This is a genomic window from Paraburkholderia sp. A3BS-1L (assembly GCF_051125215.1).
In the GTDB taxonomy this organism is placed as follows: Bacteria; Pseudomonadota; Gammaproteobacteria; order Burkholderiales; family Burkholderiaceae; genus Paraburkholderia.
In genome coordinates this window covers 1,827,863-1,848,538 of the sequence record NZ_CP120442.1, presented here as the reverse complement: position 1 = coordinate 1,848,538, position 20,676 = coordinate 1,827,863, and the positions used below count along the sequence as shown (strand labels likewise).

Genomic DNA, 20,676 nt, shown 5'->3' with positions numbered 1-20,676 from the left:
TGAGCGTTATCCGATGAAGATCCAGTTGAAATTTTTTGCGAGCGTGCGCGAGGCGCTGGGTGTGGCCGACGAGGCCGTCACGCTGCCCGAGGGCATCGTCACGGTGGGCGACGTGCGCGGCTGGCTGCGCGCGCGCGGCGGCGTCTGGGCGGAAACGCTGGCGGAGGGGCGTGCGCTGCGCATGGCCTGCAACCATGTGATGACCGATCCGGCCACGCGCATCACCGATGGCTGTGAAGTGGCGTTTTTCCCGCCTGTCACGGGCGGTTGATTCATCAAAACGACCAGGACGACGAGGAGAGCAGCCATGCCAGTACGTGTCCAGACCGCGGATTTCGACCTGACGACCGAAGTTGCGCAACTGCGTGCGAGCAACCCGGCGATTGGCGCGGTGGCGTGCTTCGTCGGGACCGTGCGCGACATCAATGACGGCAGCACGGTCGCGGGCATGGAGCTCGAGCATTATCCGGGCATGACCGAGAAGGCGCTGGAGGGCATCGTCGCCGAAGCGCAGCGGCGCTGGCCCGGCATCGAAGTGCTGATCATCCATCGGGTGGGCAAGCTCGCGCCGCTCGACCAGATCGTGCTGGTGGCGACGACCTCGAAGCATCGCGGCGATGCGTTCGCTTCGTGCGAGTTCGTGATGGATTACCTGAAATCCGAGGCGCCTTTCTGGAAGAAAGAAGAGACCGGGGAGGGCGCGCGCTGGGTCGATGCACGCGAGAGTGACGATCAGGCGCTCGCGCGCTGGGGCGTGACGTCGACGAATGCGGCGAAGGAAGCCTGAGCGCGCCGCCGATCGCGGGATAGCTACCTGCGGACACACATGACTGGCGGTTCAGTGGGAGCGAGCGGTTTCGTCTTCGTCCATCGAACGGCCCACGAATTTGGCCGGAAACGGCTCACCAGTCGGGCGAGTGGGCAGATCGTGGCCATGCTCCGCCGGACGGCGGCGCGGTGCGATCGAATCGAGCAGGGCCTGCTGTTCGGGCGGAATTACGTAATCCCAGCCGAAGCGGCTCAGTTGCAGACTTTGCGCGATGCGCAGCGCGGGCTCCATGAACTGCACGGCCGCCGCGGGTTCGTAACGCGCCTGAACCGTGTCGAGAAACAGATAAAGCCAGTGGCTGAAATGCTTGGGCTCGACGCCCGGCACGGGGTCGTGCGCCTGCTGCACATTGCCGCGGTAAGTCTTCGTGCCGAGCACGAGGCTTGACCAGAAACGGCACATTTTCGGCAGATGCTCGTCCCAGCGGCCAGCGAGCACGCCCTCGAAAACAGAGCCGAGCAGGGCGTCCGCGCGCACGCGCTCGTAGAACGCGTAGACGAGTTCGCGGATGTTGTCTTCGGTGGGGGCGGTGTGCCGCAGGGGCGCGGCGCCGGTGTCGGAGTGCGTCATGTCGAAAGCCGGGGGCGGGGCGCGGAGCCGCCACGCAACGAATGATTTTGCGAAGTGCTGATCGAAGCGCTCATAATACCCAGGCGATCAAAAAAGTGCATGCGACTAGCATGTTATCGTATGGTTTTCCGCGCTCGCGCGCCCACTTACAGCCTGGCACCATGAGACTGACCGACTACACCGATTATTCGCTGCGCGTGATGCTTTATCTCGCGCTGCGTCGCGACGGGCTTTCGACCATCCAGGAGATCTCGGATGCCTACGGCATTTCGAAGAATCATCTGATGAAGGTGGTGCAGCGTCTTGGCGAGCTGGGCTGGGTCGATACCATCCGTGGCCGTAACGGCGGCCTGCGGCTCGGGCCGAATTCGCTCGAATTGAGCGTCGGTGCGGTGGTGCGGCAGACCGAGAGCGATTTTGCACTGGTCGGATGCTTCCCGGACGAGCACGGTGAGCGCCGAAGCTGCGTCATTGAGCCGCAATGCCGGCTCAAGCACGCGCTCGCGGCGGCGCGCGACGCGTTCCTTGCCGAACTGGACCGGCATACCATCGGCGAACTGGCGCAGCCCGCTGGGGAACTGACTGGCTTGCTGGGCCTCGCCCCCGTTATCCTGATGCCACGCGCGCGCACCCCGCGCCATGCGCCGCCGGGCGAGCACTGAGGCTCATCAGGGCTCCGCTGAGGCCCACTGAGGCACATTGAGGCACATTGAGACTCGAAACGCTGTGACTGCGACGCTCGCGCACGCCGTGTCCCTCGCTTAGCGTCTATCCTCACAGAGGCGCCTCGGCCTACCGCGCCGGCCGGCCGTTTCGCCGCAAGCCGGCGCGGCCGCTCGCTCAGGCCGGACAAAAAAATCGGAAAAAATTACGCGGCGCGTGCTTGAAACCCGCACAACACCCCTCAGATTTGGTGACAGTTAAAAAAACTGGAGGTCTCGTTTCAAATGAGAGTCGATAAACTCACCACCAAGTTCCAGGAAGCGCTTTCCGACGCACAAAGCCTCGCCGTCGGCCACGACAATCAATACATCGAACCGGTCCACTTGCTGGCTGCGCTCGTTGCGCAACAGGACGGCTCGGCGCGCTCGCTTATGTCGCGTGCGGGCGTGCAGGTTCAGGCACTGCAGAACGCGCTCAATGACGCCATCAACCGCTTGCCGCAGGTGCAGGGCACCGACGGCAATGTGCAGGTCGGCCGCGAGCTCACGGGTCTGCTGAATCAGGCCGACAAGGAAGCGCAGAAGCTCAACGACACCTATATCGCGAGCGAAATGTTCTTGCTGGCGGTCGCCGAGGACAAGGGCGACGCGGGCCAGATCGCGCGCAAGAACGGCCTCACGCGCAAGGCGCTCGAGGCGGCGATCGTCGCGGTGCGCGGCGGCGCGCAGGTCCATAGCCAGGACGCCGAGAGCCAGCGCGAAGCGCTCAAGAAGTACACCGTCGACCTGACCGAGCGTGCACGCGCGGGCAAGCTCGATCCCGTGATCGGCCGCGACGACGAAATCCGCCGCTCGATCCAGATCCTGCAACGCCGCACCAAGAACAACCCGGTGCTGATCGGCGAGCCGGGCGTGGGCAAGACGGCCATCGTCGAAGGCCTCGCGCAGCGCATCGTCAACGGCGAAGTGCCTGAGACGCTCAAGGGCAAGCGCGTGCTCTCGCTCGACATGGCGGCGCTGCTCGCGGGCGCGAAGTATCGCGGCGAGTTCGAAGAACGCCTGAAGGCCGTGCTCAACGACATCGCGAAGGACGAAGGCCAGACCATCGTTTTCATCGACGAGATTCATACGATGGTGGGCGCCGGCAAGGCCGAAGGCGCGATGGATGCGGGCAACATGCTCAAGCCGGCGCTTTCGCGCGGCGAGCTGCACTGCATCGGCGCGACCACGCTCGACGAATATCGCAAGTACATCGAAAAGGATGCCGCGCTCGAGCGCCGCTTCCAGAAGGTGCTCGTCGATGAACCGTCAGTCGAGGCGACCATCGCGATCCTGCGCGGTCTGCAGGAGAAGTACGAGCTGCACCACGGCGTGGAAATCACCGACCCGGCGATCGTCGCGGCGGCGGAGCTCTCGCATCGCTACATCACCGATCGTTTTTTGCCGGACAAGGCCATCGACCTGATCGACGAAGCCGCTTCGAAGATCAAGATGGAAATCGATTCGAAGCCCGAAGAGATGGACAAGCTCGACCGTCGTCTCATTCAGCTGAAGATCGAGCGCGAAGCCGTCAAGAAGGAAAAGGATGAAGCGTCGCAAAAGCGTCTGCAGCTGATCGAGGAAGAGATCGACCGCCTGAGCCTCGAATATAAGGACCTCGAAGAGATTTGGACTGCCGAGAAAGCGGCGGTGCAGGGCAGTGCGCAGATCAAGGAAGAGATCGACCGCGTGCGTGCTGAGATCACGAAGTTCCAGCGCGAGGGCAAGCTCGAGAAGGTTGCCGAATTGCAGTACGGCAAGCTTCCGCAACTCGAGGCGCAACTGAAGCAGGTCACGCAGGCCGAGGCGGACGAGCAGAACAATCCGGCGCGCCGGCGGTTGCTGCGCACTCAGGTGGGTGCCGAGGAAATCGCCGAGGTCGTATCGCGTTCGACGGGCATTCCGGTCTCGCGCATGATGCAGGGCGAGCGCGAAAAGCTGCTGCTGATCGAAGACAAGCTGCATGAGCGCGTAGTGGGTCAGGACGAGGCGATCAACGCCGTGGCCGATGCGATCCGCCGCTCGCGTGCCGGTCTTGCGGACCCGAACAAGCCTTATGGCTCGTTCCTGTTCCTCGGACCGACGGGCGTGGGCAAGACCGAAGTGTGCAAGGCGCTCGCTGGCTTTCTGTTCGATTCGGAGGATCATCTGATCCGCATCGACATGAGCGAGTTCATGGAGAAGCACAGCGTCGCGCGTTTGATCGGTGCGCCGCCGGGATACGTGGGCTACGAGGAGGGCGGCTATCTGACCGAGGCCGTGCGCCGCAAGCCGTATAGCGTGATCCTGCTCGATGAAGTCGAGAAGGCGCATCCGGATGTGTTCAACGTGCTGCTGCAGGTGCTCGACGATGGGCGCATGACCGATGGCCAGGGACGTACCGTCGACTTCAAGAACACGGTGATCGTGATGACGTCGAACCTCGGCTCGCACCTCATCCAGTCGATGACGGGCGAGCCGCAGGAAGCGGTGAGGGAAGCTGTCTGGAATGAAGTGAAGCAGCAGTTCCGGCCTGAGTTCCTGAACCGGATCGACGAAGTCGTGGTGTTCCATGCGCTCGACCGCTCGAATATCGAGTCGATCGCGAAGATCCAGTTGCAGCGCCTGCAGGAGCGTCTGGGGAAACTCGATATGGAACTGGTGGTGTCGGACGAGGCGCTCGCCAAGATCGCCGAGGTCGGTTACGACCCGCTGTTCGGCGCACGCCCGCTCAAGCGCGCGATCCAGCAGGAGATCGAAAATCCGGTCGCCAAGCTGATTCTCGCGGGCAAGTTCGGGCCGAAGGATGTGATTCCGGTCAATGTCGAGGACGGCAAGTTCGTGTTCGAACGCGTCGTGCACTAAGACGCGATTCACTCTGCGCGAAGCGCGTGCCGGAAAGCACGCGCAGCCGTAAACAAAAAGGGCAACGGAATTTTTTCCGTTGCCCTTTTTTCCGTGTGGTGCGCGACAGCTTATGCCTGCTTGCTCCCGCCGCCAAGCAGCGAAGCGAGGCCACCCAGGGTGCCCAGCACGCTCTCGGCATTGATCTGGCCGCCGACCGGCACTTCACCGTTTGGCGTGCCGGCGTTGATCACGTGCGGCAGCACTTGCGCGAGCAGGCCGCTGACCTGGTCGGGCTGCATGCCGACCTTTTGCGCGAGGCCCGAAACTACATCGGAACCCAGTGCGTTGTGGAGTTGATCCGGCGAAACCGCCTGGTTTTCGCCGTTGCTGACCCACGACTGCACGACATCGCCGAGACCGCCTTGCTGGAACTTCTGGATCAGGCCGTTCAGTCCGCCCGGCTGGTTGTTGATGAATTCCATCGCGACGGCGAGGAGTTGGGCTTGACCACCGCCGCCTTGTTGCTGCGACGAGGAACCGAGCAGGGAACCGAGTGTATCTAGCAGGCTCATGACAATCTCTCTGAATGATGGCCGCGGCGGGGGACGCGGCCGGAAAACCGAAACCCGGAATCCAGATCCGGTACGCGAATCATGCACCCGAAGCAGCCGCGTCGGAAGCGGCCTTGCTCTTCTTCGACTTCCTGGGCTTCTTCGCCGAGGTGTCCGAGGCAGTGCCCGGCGCCGCAGCGGCGGATCCCGCTTCAGGCGCGCTTGCTCCAGCGGCTGCCTTGTCTTTCTTGCTCTTGTGCTTCGACTTGCTTGCGCCCGCATCCGACGCGGCTTGCGGCGCGGTCGTGGCAGCGGGCGTCTGCGAGGTCGTCATCGGATTGGGCGTGGTGCCGGCGGCAGCAGTTGCAGCGGGAGCGGCGCTCTTGCTGCTCTTGGACGTCGTGGCGCTCTTGCCGGCCGGCGGCGCCGACGAGCCGTTGATCGTGAGGCCCGCGGCTTCGAGGTTCTGCACCGACTTCGGACCGATGCCCTTGACGCGGTTCACGAGATCGTCGGCGTCCTTGAAGGGACCGTTCTTGGTGCGCTCGTCGATGATCGCCTTGGAGTGGGCAGGACCAATGCCCTTGACGGATTCGAGCGTGGCTTGATCAGCGGTGTTGACTTCGACGGCCGCCGCCAGTGCGGCAGACAGCGACAGACCCAGTGCGAGGAACAGCATCATTAACTTCTTGAGCATGGCAATCACTCCATTGAGGGCATTTCGGTTAGCCGGGAACGGACGACGCATCGAGCATGTAGTGCTGCGCTACAAGGATAAGGCAGTTGGCGTATCCGTGGACGGGACGCGCTCGATTTATACCCACGGTTTCGTGGCAATACAATCGCGCCGCACAATATTTAATACTTCTGTGCAATTCGACGGCGACCGGGATGGCGCTTGCCGCGTGCTTCAGGCGCGATGCGGCCCGACGATGCCGAGCTTCGCAATGCGCCGATAGAGCGTTGCGCGCGAGATGCCTAGCGCCGCCGCGGCGGCATTCGGACGCCAGCGATGTGCGGTGAGCGCTGCGATGATGCGCGAGCGTTCGTCGTCGCTGCTGTTTTCCGCGCTGTTTGCCGGGCCGTTTGCCAGGATGCTCGCCTTGTTGCTGGCGGGGTCGACGGTCGCGGCCAGTTGCGCCGCGAGGTCTCCGCTCAGGTGTCGTGCCTCGACGCGCACCGTATCGCATACCGCGCATGCGTAGCGCATGGCGTTGCGCAACTGGCGCAGGTTGCCGGGCCAGGCGAACGCCGCAAGCCGCGTTGCGAGATTGGCGTCGAGCGCGAGCGGGCGGCCGGCCGCCTGCGCCTCTTCTGCGAACACCGATTCGATGAGTGCCGCGATATCTCGACGCTCGCGCAGCGGCGGCAACACGAGTACCGCGCCGCAGAGCCGGTAGTACAGGTCTTCGCGAAACATGCCTGAAGCGGCCATTTGCGCGAGATCGCGGTGGGTCGCGCAGATGACTTCGAGGTCGACGTGCGTGGGCGTTTCGCCCCCGAGCGGCAGCACCTCGCCTTCTGCGAGCACGCGCAAGAGGCGCGTCTGCAGCGCGAGCGGCATGTCGCCGATTTCGTCGAGAAAGAGCGTGCCGCCATCGGCCATGGCGATCTTGCCGCGCGCGCCGTGACGCCGCGCGCCAGTGAACGCGCCCGGCGCGTAGCCAAAGAGTTCGCTCTCGATCAGCGATTCCGGCAGCGCGCCGCAGTTCACGGCGACGAAAGGCCGATTGCGGCGCGGCCCCGCGTCGTGGATCGCCCGCGCGAACACTTCCTTGCCCGCGCCCGTTTCGCCAAGCAGCAGAACCGGCAAACGCTTGCCCGCCACGCGTTGTGCGATACGCGCGTTTTCGGCGACGCGCGTATCCGCGCTGCGCAGGAATGGGCCCAGCGCGCCGTGGTCGCGCGCGTCTTCGGCACGCGCGTTGCGCAGCGGCGTGGCACCGTGCACGGCCGGCGATGATGCGCGCGCGGCGCCCGGGAACCCGGTGCGCCCGAGCGGCGCGCGAATGCGCGCGTAGAGCATGGCGCCGTTTGCACGCAGGCGCAGCGCCGCAATGGCTTCGATACGGCCAATATCGCGCAGCTGCACGTGGGACGAATCGAAGATCTCATCGATATGGCGCGGCCCGTCGAGCCCCGGAATGCATTCACGCGCGCGGCGGTTCGCGGCGGCTACGTTGCCGTTCTCGTCGAAGGCGATCAGCAGCTCGGGCTGAGCCTCGACGTAGTTGCGGTTCTGGTGTCCGAAAAGAATCCAGCATGCGGCGGTGCGATGCAGGAAATAGCCGTCTTCGATGAGCGTCGCGCTCTGGCGCACCAGTTGGTTGACGATGCGCTGGCTGTCGCGGTTGTCGGGCGACTGCACGGCAGAGGCGTCGAGCACGCCGATCAGCTCGCCGCCCGGCGCGAAGATTGGCGCGGCGCTGCACGTGAGCGTCGTGAATGCGGCGCGGAAGTGGTCGGTTTTGTGCACCGTGATAGGCGCGAGATCGGTGAGCACACTCGCGATGCCGCACGTGCCTTCCTCGCTCTCCGACCAGCACGAGCCGATGTAGAGCCCCGCATGCTTGAAGTGGTTGCGGCGCTCGCGGTCGATGCGGTAGTCGATGGTGACGCCGTGCGCGTCGGTGAGCATGACGCAATAGTCGGCGTCGCGCACGGTCTCGTGCAGACGCGTGAGGCATTGGCCGGAGGCGCGCAGGAAGGCTTCTTCACGATCGCGGATTTCGCGCAGCTCGGCTGCGCTCAGCACGCGCGGACCGATCACCGAGCCCGGATCGAGCTGATAACGCTCGAACGAGCGCTGCCAGGACGAGACGAGGCGCGGCGAGTCGTTCGGCGCGGGCAGCCGGCCTTCGACGGCGCCGCGCACGCGTTCGGCGTGGCGGGTGGGCGCGAGTGCGTAGGGCATGGGCGATTCCAGGCGATTCCTGATGCAGGGCGTCGGCGCTCGGAGAGGTCGGCGGGAGTCTCTTTTTGTAGCACATCTGCGGCGTGCGATCACACCGCAGCGCAGCATGCGAGACGACCGAGACAATTGTCTCAGGGGACGGCGACACGATCGTGAGACAAGGCTCGAGGCTTGCTGTGCGGGGCTGGGCGAGTCTTGCCACGGGCGCCGGAGGCCGCCTTTGTCTCGCGGAGCGCGCACGCCCCGTCGCGACTGAGACGCCGTGCGGGCCGTGAACGATCGTGCTGATGGGGCTTCAGCGCGACCGCAAAGCCAATAAATACGGCATTCGGCAGGACATCGGCGCTTATTCGAACGCGTTGGCACAGCGCTTGCAGAGCATCACGCCAATAGAGGCGCCTGCATGCGCCTCCACATAGGAGACAACGCTCGTGACGATGCCGGTGACCGTAGGCGTGATCGCGAACCCCGCTTCGGGACGCGACATCCGCCGTCTAACCACGCACGCCTCGGTCTTTCCGACTGCGGAAAAGGCCAACATGGTCGTGCGTCTGCTCGCGGGGCTTGGCGCGCTGGGCGTCGAGCGCGTGCTCACGCTGCGTGACCGCACCGGCGTGGCCGCGCTCGTGCTGCGCGCGCTCGAAACCCATGCGGCCGTGGCTCGGCATGAACGCTGGCCCGCTGTGGAGTTCGTCGATTTGCCGATCAGCGAGAGCGTGGCCGACACGCATACGGGCGTCGTGCATATGGTTCGCGAGCGGGTCGCACTGATCGCCGTGCTAGGCGGCGACGGCACGCATCGCGCGGTTGCCGCGCATTGTGGCGATACGCCGTTGCTCGCGCTATCGACCGGCACCAACAACGCTTTTCCCGAGTTGCGCGAAGCCACGGTTGCGGGTCTCGCGGGCGCGCTCGTCGCCACCGGCGCCGTGCCGGCCGAAACTGCGCTTGCACGCAACAAGCGCCTCGTCGCGCGGTGCGTCGAAGGACCGAATCGCGGGCGCGAGGAGATCGCGCTGGTCGACATCTGCGTATCGCGTCAGCCATTTATCGGCGCGCGTGCGATTTCAGATAGTTCGGATATCGAATCGTTATTCCTCGCCTTTGCGCCGCCCGACGGCATCGGGCTCGCGTCGATCGGCGGTGCATGGGCGCCGGTCGGGCGCGACGCCGCGCACGGCCTGCATATGACCTTTGCACGGGCTTCCACGCAAGGCGGCGAGGGCGAAGGCGTGCCGCTCCTCGCGCCCATCGCGCCGGGGCGCATCGAGCGACTGGCGATGCGCACCTGCCAACGGCTCGAAGTGGGCATGGCGCTGCCGCTCGACGCGAATCACGGCACGCTCGCCTTCGACGGCGAGCGCGAGATCGAACCGGCGCGCGGCGACCGCTACGAAATCGCGCTCGACTGGGATGGGCCGTTGACCGTGGACGTTGCACGCACCCTGCGTTACGCGGCCTCGCATCAGTTGTTGCGCGTGGCGCCGGGATAGCGCGTGCTTTATTGGATTTCCCCGAACTTTCATCAATCAAGGAGTCATTCCGCCACCCAGTTCGTTTCGGAAACAGCAGGCATCACCACCGTGGTCATCACAATTCGACAGGAGACAACCATGTCTGTCACGTTGAACAAGGAGCAGTTGCTCGCGGCGTATCGCTCGATGCGCACGATCCGGGAGTTCGAGGAGCGCTTGCACGTCGAATTCGCGACGGGCGAGATCCCGGGCTTCGTGCATTTGTATGCGGGCGAGGAGGCGTCCGCCGTCGGCACCATGAGCCATCTGAACGACAACGATTACGTCGCCACCACGCACCGTGGCCACGGCCATTGCATCGCGAAGGGCGTGGACGTGCGCGAGATGATGGCTGAGATCTATGGCCGCGCCACGGGTTCGTGCCGCGGCAAGGGTGGCTCGATGCACATCGCCGACCTCTCGAAGGGCATGCTGGGCGCGAACGGCATCGTTGGCGCCGGCGGCCCGCTCACATGCGGGGCGGCGCTCGCCGCGAAGCAAAAGAAAACCGGCGGCGTGGGCGTGTGCTTTTTCGGCGATGGCGCTTCGAACCAGGGCGTGATCTTCGAGTCGATGAATCTCGCTTCGGTGTGGCGTCTGCCCGTGATTTTCGTCGCCGAGAACAATGGCTATGCGGAAGCGACCTCGTCCACGTGGTCGGTCGCGGCGGACAACATCGCGGACCGCGCCAACGGCTTCGGCATGCCGGGCGTGATCGTCGATGGCTTCGACTTCTTTGCGGTGCACGAGGCGCTGGGCGAAGCGGTAGCGCGGGCGCGCAACGGTGGCGGCCCGACGCTCATCGAAATGAAACTCTCGCGCTATTTTGGCCACTTCGAAGGTGATGCGCAGACTTATCGCGCACCTGGCGAGGTGCAGAAGTTGCGCGAGGAAAAGGACTGCCTCAAGCGCTTCGAGGAGCGCGTGGTGCGCGCGGAGCTCGCAAGCACCGACGACTTGCGCAAGGTGGACGCCGAAGTGAAGGCGCTGATCGACGATGCCGTGGCGAAGGCCAAGGCCGCGCCGTTACCGGCCCCCGAAGCGCTGCTCACCGACGTGTACGTGTCTTATCCCTGAGCGCGGCTTGCTCATGTAATCAGGATTCCAGATCAAGGAGACGGAAATGGCACGGAAAATCACCTATTCGCAGGCGATCAACGAGGCGCTCGCCCAAGAGATGGCGCGCGACGAGAGCGTGATCGTGATGGGCGAGGACAACGCGGGCGGCGCGGGTTCGCCCGGCGAGCAGGACGCATGGGGCGGCGTGCTCGGCGTGACGAAGGGCCTCTATGGCAAGTTTCCGGGGCGCGTGCTCGACACGCCGCTCTCGGAGGGCGGCTTCATCGGCGCGGCGGTGGGCGCGGCGGCATGCGGCATGCGGCCGGTGGCGGAGTTAATGTTCATCGACTTCATGGGCGTGTGCTTCGACCAGATCTTCAACCAGGCGGCGAAGTTCCGCTACATGTTCGGCGGCAAGGCGGTCACGCCAGTGGTGATCCGCACGATGTACGGCGCGGGCCTGCGCGCGGCCGCACAGCACTCGCAAATGCTCACGTCGTTGTTCACCCATATTCCCGGCCTCAAGGTCGTGTGCCCGGCCACGCCATATGACGCGAAGGGCCTCATGATCGAGGCCATCCGCGACAATGACCCGGTGATCTTCTGCGAGCACAAGCTGCTCTACACGATGGAAGGCGAGGTGCCGGAAGAGTCGTACTCGATTCCGTTCGGCGAAGCCAACATCGCACGCGACGGCGACGACGTCACCATCGTCACCTATGGGCGCATGGTCCACTACGCGCTCGATGCGGCGCAACAACTCGCGAAAGACGGCATCGAAGCCGATGTGATCGATCTGCGCACGACGTCGCCACTCGATGAGGAAACGATTCTGGAGAGCGTGAGCCGCACAGGCCGCGTCGTGGTCGTCGACGAGGCGAACCCGCGCTGTTCGATCGCGACCGACATTGCGGCGCTCGTGGCGAACAAGGCATTCTGCGATCTCAAGGCGCCGGTCGGCATGGTGACTGCGCCGCATACACCGGTGCCGTTCGCGGCCCCGCTCGAAGACCTTTACATTCCCTCGGCGCAGCAGATCGCCGATGCCGTGCGCGCGGCAAGGAGCTGAAGTCATGCCGATTCACATGATCACGATGCCCAAGTGGGGCCTTTCGATGGAGCAGGGCCAGGTGAATGGCTGGCTCAAGTCGCTCGGCGACAAGGTTTCCAAAGGGGAGGAATTGCTCGACGTCGAGTCCGACAAGATCGCGTCGGGCGTCGAGTGCGCATTCGATGGCGTGCTGCGGAGGCAGATCGCGCAGGAAGGCGACACCTTGCCGGTGGGCGCGCTGCTCGGCGTGGTGGCGGGCGTTGAAGATTCGGATGCCGAAATAGATGCGGCGGTGGCCGAATTCCAGCGCGATTTCGTGCCCGCGAAGGCCGGCGATGCCGATGCCGGCCCGCAGCCGGAGAAGGCGCAGATCGGCGGGCGCACCCTGCGCTATCTGAAGCTGGGCGAGGGCGACGGCACGCCCGTCGTGCTGATCCACGGCTTCGGCGGCGACCTCAACAACTGGCTCTTCAATCATGCCGATCTGGCCGCGGAGCGCACCGTGTGGGCGCTCGATCTGCCGGGACACGGCGAATCGGGCAAGGCGGTGGAGAGCGGGGCGCTCGATGAACTCGCGCAGAGCGTGGTTGACTTCTTCGACGCGCAGAAGATCGGGCGTGCGCATCTGGTCGGGCATTCGCTAGGCGGCGCTGTCGCGATGACGGTGGCCGAGCGCGTGCCGGCGCGGGTCGCTTCGCTGGCGCTGATCGCAAGCGCGGGGCTCGGAGATGAGATCGACGACGCGTATATCGAAGGCTTCGTCGCGGCGGCAAACCGCAACGCGCTCAAGCCGCATGTGGTGAAGCTGTTCGCCGATCCCGCGCTGGTCACGCGCCAGCTCGTGGAGGACCTCGTGAAGTACAAGCGGCTCGAAGGGGTGCAGGACGCGCTGAGGAAGATCTCGGCGCAGGCCTTCGAAGGCGGCGCGCAGCGACGCGTGTTCCGCGACCGGCTTTCGACGCTCGCGCCGAAGGTGCTGGTGATCTGGGGCGAGACCGACCAGATCATTCCGGTCAAGCACGCACAAGGCTTGTCGCCCGGGGTGCGCGTCGAAGTGATCGCGGGCAAGGGGCACATGGTGCAGATGGAGGCCGCCGCGGAGGTCAACCGCGTGCTCAAGGCCTTCTTCGAGACGGGAGGCTGACCATGAACGCCGTCACGATTGAAGCGGCGCACGCGGGCGCTCGATCGCCGGGCGCAGCCGGCGACACCGCGCTTGGCCAGCATGGCTTGCGTAGCCGCGAGAAGCTCGCGCGCATTCCCGTGAAGATCGTGCCGGCGGACGAGGGCGCGGCGCTGCCCAAGCCGCCCTGGCTGCGCGCGCGTCCGCTCATGAGCACGACGGTTGCGGAGGTGGCCGCTGTGCTGCGCGAACACCGCTTGCATTCGGTGTGCGAGGAGGCGATGTGCCCGAACATCGGCGAGTGCTTCGCGCAACGCACGGCCACGTTCATGATCATGGGTGGGTTGTGCACGCGGCGCTGTCCGTTTTGCGACGTTGCGCATGGGCGGCCCGCGCCGCTCGACGAAGATGAGCCCGTGCACCTCGCGGCGGCGGTCGCGGCCCTCGGACTGCGTCACGTGGTGATCACCTCGGTGGACCGGGACGACTTGCGCGATGGCGGCGCGGCGCATTTCGCGCGCTGCATCGCCGGTGTGCGCGATCGCGTGCCGGGCATCGGCGTCGAGGTGCTGACGCCTGACTTTCGCGGGCGCATCGATCGTGCGCTAGAGGCGCTCTCGGCGGCTTGGCCCGATGTGTTCAATCACAACGTCGAGACCGTGCCGTCGCTGTACCGGGCGGCGCGGCCCGGTGCCGACTATCGCGGTTCGCTCGAACTGCTTGCGCGCGCAAAGGCTGCGCATGAGACGCTGGTCACGAAGTCGGGGCTCATGGTGGGGCTGGGCGAGACCGACGCCGAACTGCACGCGACCATGCACGACTTGCGCGAGCACGGCGTGGAAGTATTGACGATTGGGCAGTATCTCGCGCCATCGCGCTATCACCTTCCGGTACGTCGCTATGTGCACCCGGACGCGTTTGCGGCGCTGCGCGAGGCAGGGCTCGCGATGGGATTCAGTGAGGTGGTGGCAGGGCCGCTCGTGCGTTCGTCATATCACGCCGCGCAGACCGTCGAGGCCGCGCGTGGTTATGGATTCGCAAGCGAAGAAGCCGGTTGATTTGCAACTAACTGCCAAGACCGGGCATCTGCTCCAACAATTGCCCGGCGGCAGGTTTCATACCTTCGCGCGCGGATGCCACTTGCTGACCAGCGAAAGGTAGACCACGAGTCCAATGCCGGCGATCGCGAGGCTGGCGGTATTGGCGATCCAGAAGCCGCGCGCGCCTGTGGCCCATTCGGGCAGGGTGCCGGGCGCGTTGAAGCCGAGCGCATAGCCGCCGCCGAGGCCCACACCCCACAGTGCAATGGCATAGATCACCGTGGGCACCACAGCGACCTTGTAGGCGCGCAGCGCGAATGCTGTGGTGATCTGCAGGGCGTCGAACACGTGATAAAGCGTGACGATCGCCACGAGCGGCATCGCCGCCACGGCGACTGCCGGGTCCGGCGTATAGCCCATGATCAGGAGCGGCCGCAGCACCAGCACGATCGCACCGTAGCAGCATGCGATCGCCACTGCGGTCATCACGCCATGGCGAGCGAGCGTGCGCGCTTCGGCGGGGCGTGCGCCGCCCAGCGCCTGGGCAACCAGCGTCGAAGTCGCCACGCCGATCGAGAGCGGCGTCATGTAGAGCACCGCGCCCACGTTCCCGGCGATCTGATGGCCGGCGAGCGTCGTCGTGCCGAGGCGCGCGATGAAGATGGCCATGAAGGTGTACGACGTCACCTCGATGAGATACGAGAGCCCCATCGGAATGCCGAGCTTGAGCAGTTCGGCCTGACGCTTCCAGTCGGGCCAGCAGAAGTGCTTGAAGATTTCGAAGGGCGCGAATACGTCGATGCGCGTGAGCGCGATGGCGGCGCACACGGCGAGTGCCCAGTTGATCGCGGTGCTCGCGAGCGCACAGCCCGGGCCGCCCAGCGGGGGCACACCGAGGCCGCCGAAAATGAGCCAGGTGTTCAGCGGCACCTTGATGGCGAGCGCGGCCACCTGCAGGAACATGACGAGGCGGGGCCGGCTCACGGCATTGGCGAGCGAGCTGTAGATGCGGAACGCGAGGCTCGCGGGCAGTCCGAACGAAAGCAGCCTTAGATACGCGACGGTGCGCTCGCGCAGCGCCTCGGGCGGGCGCGCGAGATCCAGCAGCGGGCCGGGAAAATAGAGGATCGCGAAGCCGATCACCATCAGCGCGAGCGCGAGCCAGAAGGCCTGGCGCACTTCGAGGCCGATCTCGATGTCCTTGCGCGCGCCATAGAGCTGTGCGGCGACGGGTTGCAGCGCGGTGAGTATCCCGGTCAGGCCGATATAGACCGAAACATAGATCGACGAACCCAGCCCCAGCGCCGCGAGATCGAGCGCCGAATAGCGGCCCACCATCGCGGTGTCGATCACCCCGAACGCGATGATCGCGAGCTGGCCGACCAGCACCGGCCAGGCGAGCGCGGCGATGCGCTGGATGTCGCCGACGAAGGTCGTCGTCACCGGGGCCTCAGTCGGGACGCTTGCGCCAGATGCGTTTCTTCAGCGGCGGCTGCGGGCGGTCGATGCGCACGTAGAGGCGGAAGCGCTCGTCGCGGTCGGCCACGCGGCGGCCTTCCCAGACGAGCTTCCACACGAAGTTCGACATTGGGCTCGGCTCGCCGTAATCCTGCGTGTCCTGGCGCAGGATCACATCGCAGTCGTCGTTGAAGGAGAAATGCATCTTGCCGAAATACGCGAAGGTGGCGATTTGCGCGTCGCCGAGGCGCACGGGTGAAATGCACTGGTAGTCGTCTGGCAGATGCGTGGCGATCTGCTGCGCGACGTCCTTGTAGGTCCGGCTGTAGTTGACGACCGGCAGCCAGAGCGTCATCAGCAGGACCCACATCAGCGTGGTGCCGCCGCTCGACAGCACGACACTGCGCCAGAGCACCTTCGGGTGCCGCGCGACGCGCCAGTGCGCGAGCGTGATCCAGCACACGGTCACGGCCACCGCGCACACGAACGACAGAATCTTGAACTGCGGCACGTAACCGGGCACGAGGCGCGCGAGGTTGCGCGCGAGCGGCGCCGGGAAGCCGGTCATGCTGGCGAGCCAGACGAGCCACACGAAGGTGCCGAGTATCGTGAAGCTCAGCACCGCGAACCAGTCGATTGCATTGATCGTTCCGCGCTTGAGCGTGGGCAGCGCGAAGGTCGCGAGCACCGAGAGTGCGGGCAATACGAGCATGAAGAGCAGGTTGGTCTCGTGGCTCTGCACGATCACGAGGACCAGCAGCGGCACGATGACCGAGAGCGGAATTGCGACATGCGGTGCGCGTCGCAGCCCCGCCCAGCTCATCCAGGCCCAGATTGCGAGCGGCCAGGCTGGCCATGTGAAGAGCGGCAGGTTCTTCGCCGCGTAGCGCAGCACCGAGCCCGGCGGGCCCGCGAAGGTATTGACGCTCGTGCGCGCCCACTGGTCGAGGAACCATACGCCATCGGTGGGGTAGAGATGCAGAGTGGCGATCGGCCAGGAGAGCGACACCACGAGCGCGACCGGCAAGCCGGCCACGAGCAGCCAGCGCGAGCGCGTCTCGGGCGCGAAAACGAGCATGACGAGCGTGCCGATGAGCAGCGCGGCCACCAGCACGGGCCCGCTCGAAAGCATCACCACGCCGAGCGCGAGGCCCCACCAGAGCGCGCCTTGAATGGGCTTGTCGATGGCGCGTACGAGGCCGTACACCAGCATGGCGATGCCCATGAACTGCATCAATTGCGGCGTGGTTTCGTGGCCGCGCTCGGCGAGACCGAAACAGGCGAGCAGGATGAGCAGGGCGCCGTCGCCGAGCGTGCGGCCGTAGTCGCGCGGCTCGGGCTCGCCGCCAAACGCATATTTGAACGGCTGCACTTCAGGGCGCCGGCCGAGTAGATAGGCGCCGTACCAGACGAAGGCACACGCGCTGCAGAACAGCACGCCGGTGGCCACGCGGGCCGCGTTGCTCGCGTCCACCCAAGGGGCGAACACGCGGATGCAGATGGCGCCGAGCCAGTAGCCAAGCGGGCCATTGGCGGTGATGTATTTGCCGACGAGGTTCGGCATCAGCCAGTCGTGCGCGGTGCCGCCGGCCATCGTCCACATCACGCCGAAGCCGGCCGCATCCTCGTTCTTCCACGGGTCGCGGCCGAACAGGCCAAACGAAGCGAAGATGATGCAGATGGTCAGCAGCAGCCAGCGCGGCAGGGCGCTGGTGGCGGAGGCGGTCAGGCGAATGGCAGGCTTCATGCAATGCGAAGGAATTCGGGTAAGCGGACCGCGGGGTGCGCGAATGGCGGCCGTGGCGTCAAGGGGGCGATGCCTCGGGCGGCTGCGGGAATTGCCACGGCACGTGTCGTCGTGCGCCGCCGGTCGGGAGCATGCGGCATTCTAGCCGCCTGCGCCAGCGAGCGTCACGGCGCGGACCAGCGTGAACACCGTGCGGGCAATAAAAAAGGGCAGCGCAGGCTGCCCTTCTTTTGTGCGGGACCGGCTTGGAGCCGGTACGCGAAGTTCGCTTCGAAAGCTTACTTTGCAGCCTTGCCCGAGGCGCGCGCGCCGAACTTCTTGTTGAACTTCTCGACACGGCCGGCCGTGTCCATGATCTTTTGCGTGCCCGTGTAGAACGGATGCGATTCCGACGACACTTCGATCTTCGCGAGCGGGTAGGTCTTGCCGTTGAACTCGGCGGTTTCGCGCGTCTGGATAGTCGAGCGGGTCACGAACTTGAAGTCGTTCGAAACGTCGATGAACAGGACTTCGCGGTAATCCGGGTGAATGCCTTCTTTCATGGTTTTTCCTTAAATCTGGCGGTAGCCAACCCGCGAGCCCGGCTGCCCAATGCAGGACCGGCGCTTTTGCCTGAAATCAGGCGCGAGCCACTTGCCCAAGGTCGAAAAACGGCGATTATGCCAGAAAATCAGCCGGTTGGCGAATTTTTGCTGGCTCGCGAGGTGGGATTCACGCAGGCGGAGCGGCGAGCGCGGCCAGCGCTCCCACTTTGGCCGGATCCTGCCGGTAATAGCACGCGAGCAGCCGGTAAAGCTCGGGATATTCAGCCTCGAATGCCTTGGGCTTGACGAACAGCGCCTCGCTGCACACGGCGAAGAACTCCGACGGATGGTCCGAGGCATAGGGATCGATCAGCGAGTCGCGCTCGAAGCGCGACCAGCGGCGTTCGGGCACGGCATCCACCTTGTCGCAGAACTGGTCGTAGGCGTTGTCGAACACATCGGCCCAGGCCTGCCCGTCGAGCGGCGCATGCCAGCGGCGAAAAAGGGGCGGATGACCGTCGGCTTCGCCGGTGAGCATATCGATCTTGTGCGCGAATTCGTGGATCACGACATTGTAGGCATCGCTGCCATCGGTCATCTGCGCGTCTTCCCATGAGAGGATCACCGGTCCGCCTTCCCAGGCCTCGCCGCTCGCGTCGTGCTCGACTTCGTGCACCACGCCGTCCTCGTCCTCGACGGTCTTGCGGATCACGAATTCGCCGGGGTAGACGGTGACGCCGACCCAGCCCTTGTACAGATCGAGGGAAAGATTGAGCACCGGCAGCGACGCCTGAGCCGCGATCGCCACCGCGATCTGGTCGGTGAGCTCGAGGTCGTGCGCCGTGGAAAATTCCTTTTGCGCGAGAAAGAGGCTCGTGAGTTCGCGCAGGCGCGCGAGATCGGCGGCTTCGAGGTGCGAGAGGAAGGGCAGCCCGGCGAGCGTGGTCTGCCAGAGCGCGTCGTCGATCGCGTAGGTGCGCAGCGCCTTTTCGCGGCGGCGCGCGCCGAACCAGTGGGTCAGTTTCGAAAGCATCGCTCGGTGCGCTCAGTGGTGTATGCGGGGTGCGTTCACGTGTCGTTCAGTTCAGTCGATCTGCTTTTGCCACGCCGCGAAGATCCCGCCGCACACGGCCACGCCGATCAGGAAATAGAACCCGTCTAGCGAGCTCAGAAAGCTCGCCTGCTGCGCGACCAGACGGCTCATCTGCGCGAGCGCGACCCCATGGGCCTCGACTGGCGAGCGGCCGAGCGCTTCAAAGGCGTGCGAGAGCGTGGCGTAAGTGCTCTGGAAGATCGGGTTGAGCGGGTTCACGAACTCCACGAGCCGCGCCTGGTGCAGCGCCAGCCTGTGCTGCTCGACGATGATAATCGTTGCGGTCGCGAACGATATGGTCAACTGACGGACGACGTTTTTCAAGCGGTATCCGTGCGTGAACTCTTCGTTGTCGAAGATGCGGAACGTCAGGTTCGCGACCGGCAGCACGATGAAGAGCAGCAGGAGGCCGCGCAGCAGCAGCGGGAAAACGAGCCAGCTTTCGCTGGTGTCGGGCGTGAGGCGTGTCATCCAGAACGAAATGAACGCCGCTAGCACGAAGCCCGGCACGATGATCCACTTTTTGTGCGTGACGAACTTCGCGTAGCGGAAATAGAAGAACAGCGTCGAAGCTGAAATCAGCGACGTGATGCCGGTGAGGCGCCCCGCATTTTCCACCGGATAATTCAGCCCGCCCTCGAGAAAGCGCGAGACCAGATAGCTGAGCGCCGTGCTCTGGTAGTAATAGATCATGTAGAGCAGCAGCCCGACGCGAAACGGCTTTTCGCGCAGCGCGTGCAGTCGCATGAGCGGCTTCGGATGATGCCACTGATGCCAGGCGAACCACGCGAGCGCCGCTATGCCGGCCACGCTCAGCAAGATGGTGCCGGGCGAGGTGCTGAAGAGCGTGAAGCGCACCTGCTGCATGGCGATCTGAAGCGCGCCTTGGGCAAGCGCAAAGGTGATGTAGGGCCAGAAATGCGTATCGCCGCGCGCTTCGGGCAGCACGTGGCCGGCGTCGGGCAGTGCGAGCAGGGCGAGCACGGCATAGAGCACGCCGGCGGGCGCGGAAAACGCGAAGAGGGCGCGCCAGTCGAAATGCGAAACGAGAAAACCGCCTGCGAGCGGCGCGAGGGCGCTGGACAGCACGATCAGGATCAGGAATGCGCGCGTCGCCACGGGACGCTGCTGCGGCGTGAAGGAAATCTGGATGAGGATGCGGCAGGTGCCCATCATCGGGCCAATGAAATAGCCCTGGAAACCGCGCGCGAAGGCGAGTTCGATCGACGATTCGCAAAGCGCTGCCGCCACCGCGCCCGCCGAGTAGAGCAGCAGGCAGCCACCGACATAACGGCGGTAGCCGATGCGCTCGACCCACCACTGCTGCTGCAGGATGCCGAGCACGGCACACACTGCGTAAGCGCTGGACGCCCAGACGAGTTCGTCGGGAGAAGCGTTGATGCCGCCGGCGATATAGCTCGTGAAGAATGAAAAGATGGCGTTGTCGTAGTAGTCGAGGCCGGTCGCGAGCGCGAGCACCCAGGGAAAGAAGTCGCCTCGCAGGCGCGCAGCGTCAAAGACCGGTGCGCGCGTCGGGGTGCTGCTCATTCGCGAGCGCTCCCATGTTTGCGCCCGCTCGCGCTTTCGCCTTCGTCGCCGGTCTCGACGGGCCCGGCAGCGGGCGAGGTGCCGCCTGTATTGCCGTTGCGTTTGCCGCCTCTCGTGCTCGGGAGAGA

18 protein-coding genes are annotated in these 20,676 nt (G+C 65.1%); 9 read left to right on the top strand and 9 right to left on the bottom strand.

Features of this window, described 5'->3' with window-relative positions:
• The first annotated feature begins 13 nt into the window (after positions 1-13).
• Together moaD and P5W99_RS08300 are read left to right on the top strand one after the other, a co-directional pair.
• Positions 14-271, top strand: a complete 258-nt coding sequence (gene moaD, locus P5W99_RS08305; protein ID WP_421024083.1) for a molybdopterin converting factor subunit 1 — start codon at positions 14-16, stop codon at positions 269-271.
• A 36-nt stretch (positions 272-307) separates the two neighbouring features.
• Positions 308-787, top strand: coding sequence for a molybdenum cofactor biosynthesis protein MoaE (locus tag P5W99_RS08300; RefSeq protein WP_421024082.1), 480 nt, complete (start codon positions 308-310; stop codon positions 785-787).
• Between the two features lie 51 nt (positions 788-838).
• Here the strand turns inward: P5W99_RS08300 and P5W99_RS08295 are convergent, their stop codons facing one another.
• The gene (locus P5W99_RS08295; protein WP_434660223.1) at positions 839-1,399 is read right to left on the bottom strand and encodes a group III truncated hemoglobin; all 561 of its coding nucleotides are present in this window, start codon (positions 1,397-1,399) and stop codon (positions 839-841) included.
• A gap of 161 nt (positions 1,400-1,560) precedes the next feature.
• Here P5W99_RS08295 and P5W99_RS08290 point away from each other — a divergent pair, with 161 nt between their 5' ends.
• Both P5W99_RS08290 and clpB read left to right on the top strand, forming a co-directional pair.
• The gene (locus P5W99_RS08290; protein ID WP_421024080.1) at positions 1,561-2,061 is read left to right on the top strand and encodes an Rrf2 family transcriptional regulator; all 501 of its coding nucleotides are present in this window, start codon (positions 1,561-1,563) and stop codon (positions 2,059-2,061) included.
• 285 nt (positions 2,062-2,346) lie between these two features.
• Positions 2,347-4,944 (top strand): ATP-dependent chaperone ClpB, encoded by a 2,598-nt coding sequence (clpB, locus tag P5W99_RS08285; protein ID WP_421024079.1) that lies wholly within the window; start codon positions 2,347-2,349, stop codon positions 4,942-4,944.
• 110 nt (positions 4,945-5,054) lie between these two features.
• Here the strand turns inward: clpB and P5W99_RS08280 are convergent, their stop codons facing one another.
• The 3 genes from P5W99_RS08280 to P5W99_RS08270 form a co-directional block, all read right to left on the bottom strand.
• Positions 5,055-5,498, bottom strand: coding sequence for a YidB family protein (locus P5W99_RS08280; RefSeq protein WP_421024078.1), 444 nt, complete (start codon positions 5,496-5,498; stop codon positions 5,055-5,057).
• Positions 5,499-5,577: 79 nt separating this feature from the next.
• Positions 5,578-6,174 carry a ComEA family DNA-binding protein gene (locus tag P5W99_RS08275; RefSeq protein ID WP_421024077.1) on the bottom strand — a complete coding sequence of 199 codons (597 nt, stop codon included), beginning with the start codon at positions 6,172-6,174 and terminating at the stop codon, positions 5,578-5,580.
• A gap of 213 nt (positions 6,175-6,387) precedes the next feature.
• Positions 6,388-8,391 carry a sigma-54-dependent Fis family transcriptional regulator gene (locus tag P5W99_RS08270; protein ID WP_421024076.1) on the bottom strand — a complete coding sequence of 668 codons (2,004 nt, stop codon included), beginning with the start codon at positions 8,389-8,391 and terminating at the stop codon, positions 6,388-6,390.
• Positions 8,392-8,822: 431 nt separating this feature from the next.
• On the opposite strand from P5W99_RS08270, the gene P5W99_RS08265 reads away from it, so the two are divergent.
• From P5W99_RS08265 to lipA, 5 genes are all read left to right on the top strand, one after another.
• On the top strand, positions 8,823-9,884 hold the full coding sequence (locus tag P5W99_RS08265; protein WP_421024075.1) for an ATP-NAD kinase family protein: 1,062 nt from the start codon (positions 8,823-8,825) through the stop codon (positions 9,882-9,884).
• Positions 9,885-10,004: 120 nt separating this feature from the next.
• Entirely contained in the window at positions 10,005-10,982 is a 978-nt protein-coding gene (locus P5W99_RS08260; protein ID WP_421024074.1) for a thiamine pyrophosphate-dependent dehydrogenase E1 component subunit alpha, read from the top strand.
• 46 nt (positions 10,983-11,028) lie between these two features.
• Positions 11,029-12,033 carry an alpha-ketoacid dehydrogenase subunit beta gene (locus tag P5W99_RS08255; protein ID WP_421024073.1) on the top strand — a complete coding sequence of 335 codons (1,005 nt, stop codon included), beginning with the start codon at positions 11,029-11,031 and terminating at the stop codon, positions 12,031-12,033.
• 4 nt (positions 12,034-12,037) lie between these two features.
• Positions 12,038-13,159: an acetoin dehydrogenase dihydrolipoyllysine-residue acetyltransferase subunit gene (locus P5W99_RS08250; protein WP_421024072.1), complete on the top strand. Its 1,122-nt coding sequence runs from the start codon at positions 12,038-12,040 to the stop codon at positions 13,157-13,159.
• A 2-nt stretch (positions 13,160-13,161) separates the two neighbouring features.
• Positions 13,162-14,196, top strand: a complete 1,035-nt coding sequence (lipA, locus tag P5W99_RS08245) for a lipoyl synthase (RefSeq protein ID WP_434660219.1) — start codon at positions 13,162-13,164, stop codon at positions 14,194-14,196.
• Positions 14,197-14,253: 57 nt separating this feature from the next.
• Here the strand turns inward: lipA and P5W99_RS08240 are convergent, their stop codons facing one another.
• The 5 genes from P5W99_RS08240 to P5W99_RS08220 all read right to left on the bottom strand — a co-directional run bounded on the left by P5W99_RS08240 (position 14,254) and on the right by P5W99_RS08220 (position 20,548).
• Complete coding sequence (locus P5W99_RS08240; protein WP_434660218.1) at positions 14,254-15,621, bottom strand: MATE family efflux transporter; 1,368 nt, start codon at positions 15,619-15,621, stop codon at positions 14,254-14,256.
• 7 nt (positions 15,622-15,628) lie between these two features.
• Entirely contained in the window at positions 15,629-17,383 is a 1,755-nt protein-coding gene (locus P5W99_RS08235) for an ArnT family glycosyltransferase (protein ID WP_421024069.1), read from the bottom strand.
• Positions 17,384-17,661: 278 nt separating this feature from the next.
• Positions 17,662-17,925 carry a type B 50S ribosomal protein L31 gene (locus P5W99_RS08230; protein WP_035526223.1) on the bottom strand — a complete coding sequence of 88 codons (264 nt, stop codon included), beginning with the start codon at positions 17,923-17,925 and terminating at the stop codon, positions 17,662-17,664.
• 169 nt (positions 17,926-18,094) lie between these two features.
• The gene (locus P5W99_RS08225) at positions 18,095-18,940 is read right to left on the bottom strand and encodes a M90 family metallopeptidase (RefSeq protein ID WP_421024068.1); all 846 of its coding nucleotides are present in this window, start codon (positions 18,938-18,940) and stop codon (positions 18,095-18,097) included.
• Between the two features lie 51 nt (positions 18,941-18,991).
• Positions 18,992-20,548, bottom strand: coding sequence for an MFS transporter (locus P5W99_RS08220; protein WP_434660215.1), 1,557 nt, complete (start codon positions 20,546-20,548; stop codon positions 18,992-18,994).
• Positions 20,549-20,676: the final 128 nt, after the last annotated feature.

Excerpts from the sequence above, each read along its gene's own strand:
- P5W99_RS08225 (WP_421024068.1), bottom strand. The coding sequence starts at position 18,940 with ATGCTTTCGAAACTGACCCACTGGTTCGGCGCGCGCCGCCGCGAAAAG.
- P5W99_RS08230 (WP_035526223.1), bottom strand. The coding sequence starts at position 17,925 with ATGAAAGAAGGCATTCACCCGGATTACCGCGAAGTCCTGTTCATCGAC.
- P5W99_RS08250 (WP_421024072.1), top strand. The coding sequence starts at position 12,038 with ATGCCGATTCACATGATCACGATGCCCAAGTGGGGCCTTTCGATGGAG.
- moaD (WP_421024083.1), top strand. The coding sequence starts at position 14 with ATGAAGATCCAGTTGAAATTTTTTGCGAGCGTGCGCGAGGCGCTGGGT.
- P5W99_RS08220 (WP_434660215.1), bottom strand. The coding sequence starts at position 20,548 with ATGAGCAGCACCCCGACGCGCGCACCGGTCTTTGACGCTGCGCGCCTG.
- P5W99_RS08290 (WP_421024080.1), top strand. The coding sequence starts at position 1,561 with ATGAGACTGACCGACTACACCGATTATTCGCTGCGCGTGATGCTTTAT.
- P5W99_RS08260 (WP_421024074.1), top strand. The coding sequence starts at position 10,005 with ATGTCTGTCACGTTGAACAAGGAGCAGTTGCTCGCGGCGTATCGCTCG.
- P5W99_RS08235 (WP_421024069.1), bottom strand. The coding sequence starts at position 17,383 with ATGAAGCCTGCCATTCGCCTGACCGCCTCCGCCACCAGCGCCCTGCCG.
- P5W99_RS08295 (WP_434660223.1), bottom strand. The coding sequence starts at position 1,399 with ATGACGCACTCCGACACCGGCGCCGCGCCCCTGCGGCACACCGCCCCC.
- P5W99_RS08300 (WP_421024082.1), top strand. The coding sequence starts at position 308 with ATGCCAGTACGTGTCCAGACCGCGGATTTCGACCTGACGACCGAAGTT.
- P5W99_RS08255 (WP_421024073.1), top strand. The coding sequence starts at position 11,029 with ATGGCACGGAAAATCACCTATTCGCAGGCGATCAACGAGGCGCTCGCC.
- clpB (WP_421024079.1), top strand. The coding sequence starts at position 2,347 with ATGAGAGTCGATAAACTCACCACCAAGTTCCAGGAAGCGCTTTCCGAC.
- P5W99_RS08275 (WP_421024077.1), bottom strand. The coding sequence starts at position 6,174 with ATGCTCAAGAAGTTAATGATGCTGTTCCTCGCACTGGGTCTGTCGCTG.
- P5W99_RS08280 (WP_421024078.1), bottom strand. The coding sequence starts at position 5,498 with ATGAGCCTGCTAGATACACTCGGTTCCCTGCTCGGTTCCTCGTCGCAG.
- P5W99_RS08270 (WP_421024076.1), bottom strand. The coding sequence starts at position 8,391 with ATGCCCTACGCACTCGCGCCCACCCGCCACGCCGAACGCGTGCGCGGC.
- lipA (WP_434660219.1), top strand. The coding sequence starts at position 13,162 with ATGAACGCCGTCACGATTGAAGCGGCGCACGCGGGCGCTCGATCGCCG.